At 60.8% G+C, this 1,670-nt stretch carries 2 protein-coding genes; both read right to left on the minus strand.

Annotation, left to right across the window (positions count from 1 at the left end; genetic code table 11):
• Positions 1-59 precede the first annotated feature (59 nt).
• A complete protein-coding gene (locus QZ326_RS13215; protein WP_295746117.1) occupies positions 60-314 on the minus strand; it encodes a helix-turn-helix domain-containing protein in 255 nt (84 codons plus the stop codon).
• A 3-nt stretch (positions 315-317) separates the two neighbouring features.
• On the minus strand, positions 318-1,670 hold a 1,353-nt coding region (locus tag QZ326_RS13220; protein ID WP_295746120.1), incomplete at its 5' end, for a type IV secretory system conjugative DNA transfer family protein.

Raw genomic sequence — 1,670 nt, forward strand, 5'->3', positions numbered from 1 at the left:
ACCCTCGGTTCTCCGCCAGGGCGCAATAACCCCCTGGCGGAGAACTTATATTTTTCGCACTACTTCAGCCGGTACAAATTTGAGCTGAGGCTTCCATTCTCACGAAAGCGCCGCTCCTTGGAGATTAGCTCCGCCCTGCACAGATCGTCCAAGGCCCGCTTGACGGTGGAGCGGGACATCCGCAGCTCGGCGGAAATCGTGCGTATTCCCGGCCAGCACTTGCCCTCGCTGTCGGCATGATCCTTCAGGTACATATACACAGCCCTGGCCCGGTGGTTCAGATCGGATTGATAGATCTTCTCAAAGTATCCCATAGACTACTCCTGCCCCCCATCTGTGCGGACAACCACAGGGGGAGGCGGCTCCCGCCTGGTGCGTCTGGCCTGAGCGTAGGACGCGCCGCCTCTGGCAGTTGGAGTTTTCGGAGGAACCGGGGGAGCGGGAGGGGTATCGCTCTCCGCTGGCTGTGCGTGGTGACAGCGGAAGATCGCCTGCTCCAGCTCCTGCTTGTTGGCATAGGCCACGGTACGCGCGGCCCGCTCCGGCAGCAGGTACGGATCACCGAAGGAGATGCCCCAGTCCAGGAAGAGCCTGAGCCGTGTCTGCATGGGGTGCGTCCCCGTCTTCATCACTACAAACTGGCCCTTTGGGATGGACTTCAGCTCATCCGGCGTCATGAGAGGCCGCTCCATCATCTGGAGGGAGCGGCTGGCGCTGTCTTTTCCGCCGCCCTTGCTCACCGAACCGCTCATGACGGTGCGGCTGCCCAGGGCCTTGGACAGCACCTCGGCGGTCTGGGAGTTGGGAGCGAAGCCGCCGAAGATCGTGTCCTGTGTATTGTCTACTATGATCTCCGCGCCCTCCTTGCCGTAGTTCTTCTCCAACTGGGCAAGGCTCTGGATGATCGGCACCAGAGTCAGTTTGCGGGAGCGGCCAGCGCTGAACAGAGGCAGGATGTCGAAGGCGGGCATGGTGCCCAGCTCATCGCAGAACAGCACCACCCGGTTGGGCAGCTTGCCGCCGTTCTCGTCCGCCACGGAGAACAGCTCACGGGAGAGTGTCTGGATCATCAGGCCAGCCATGAAGTTCTTGCTGGGGTCTTCTTCCGGCAGAACGAGGAAGATGGCGGACTTCTGGGAGGCAAAGGCTTCCGCGTCAATGGCGCTGTCGAAGCACAGCACCTGCTCCAGCTCGGAGTCCAGGAAGGCGTTCAGCCTGGACAGCACCGTGGACATGACCGAGGCCATGGCCTGTTCCGCCGAGTTGAGAGCGGCTCCGGCGAACCACCGGGCCTTGTGCGTGTCGGGGAGTGTGTCCATCATGACCTGAAAGCCGTTCTTGCCCTTGGCGGTCTTGCTGGGCGCCAGCAGATCCTGCACCAGCTTGAACACGCTGACGATGTGCCGCCGCTCCTGGGGAGCCTCCTCTGTAGGCGGCAGATACTCCGCCAGCAGGAGAACGACTGCTGTAAGCAGTCCCTCAGCAGAATCGTAAAAGAACTGGTTCTGCCCATAATTACCGGCATCACCTTCTGGGTTTATGATGGTTTTCGCTAATATTTTTGCGTACTTCTCCGCCTTGGCTCTCGCCGCCAGATTGGACGGCTGCTCCCGGCAGATGTCCATGTAACGGTTGATGAGCGTGAGGAGGTTGTACCCGTCTGACCTGGT

The sequence above is a fragment of the uncultured Oscillibacter sp. genome (genome assembly GCF_910587525.1).
GTDB lineage: Bacteria > Bacillota > Clostridia > Oscillospirales > Oscillospiraceae > Oscillibacter.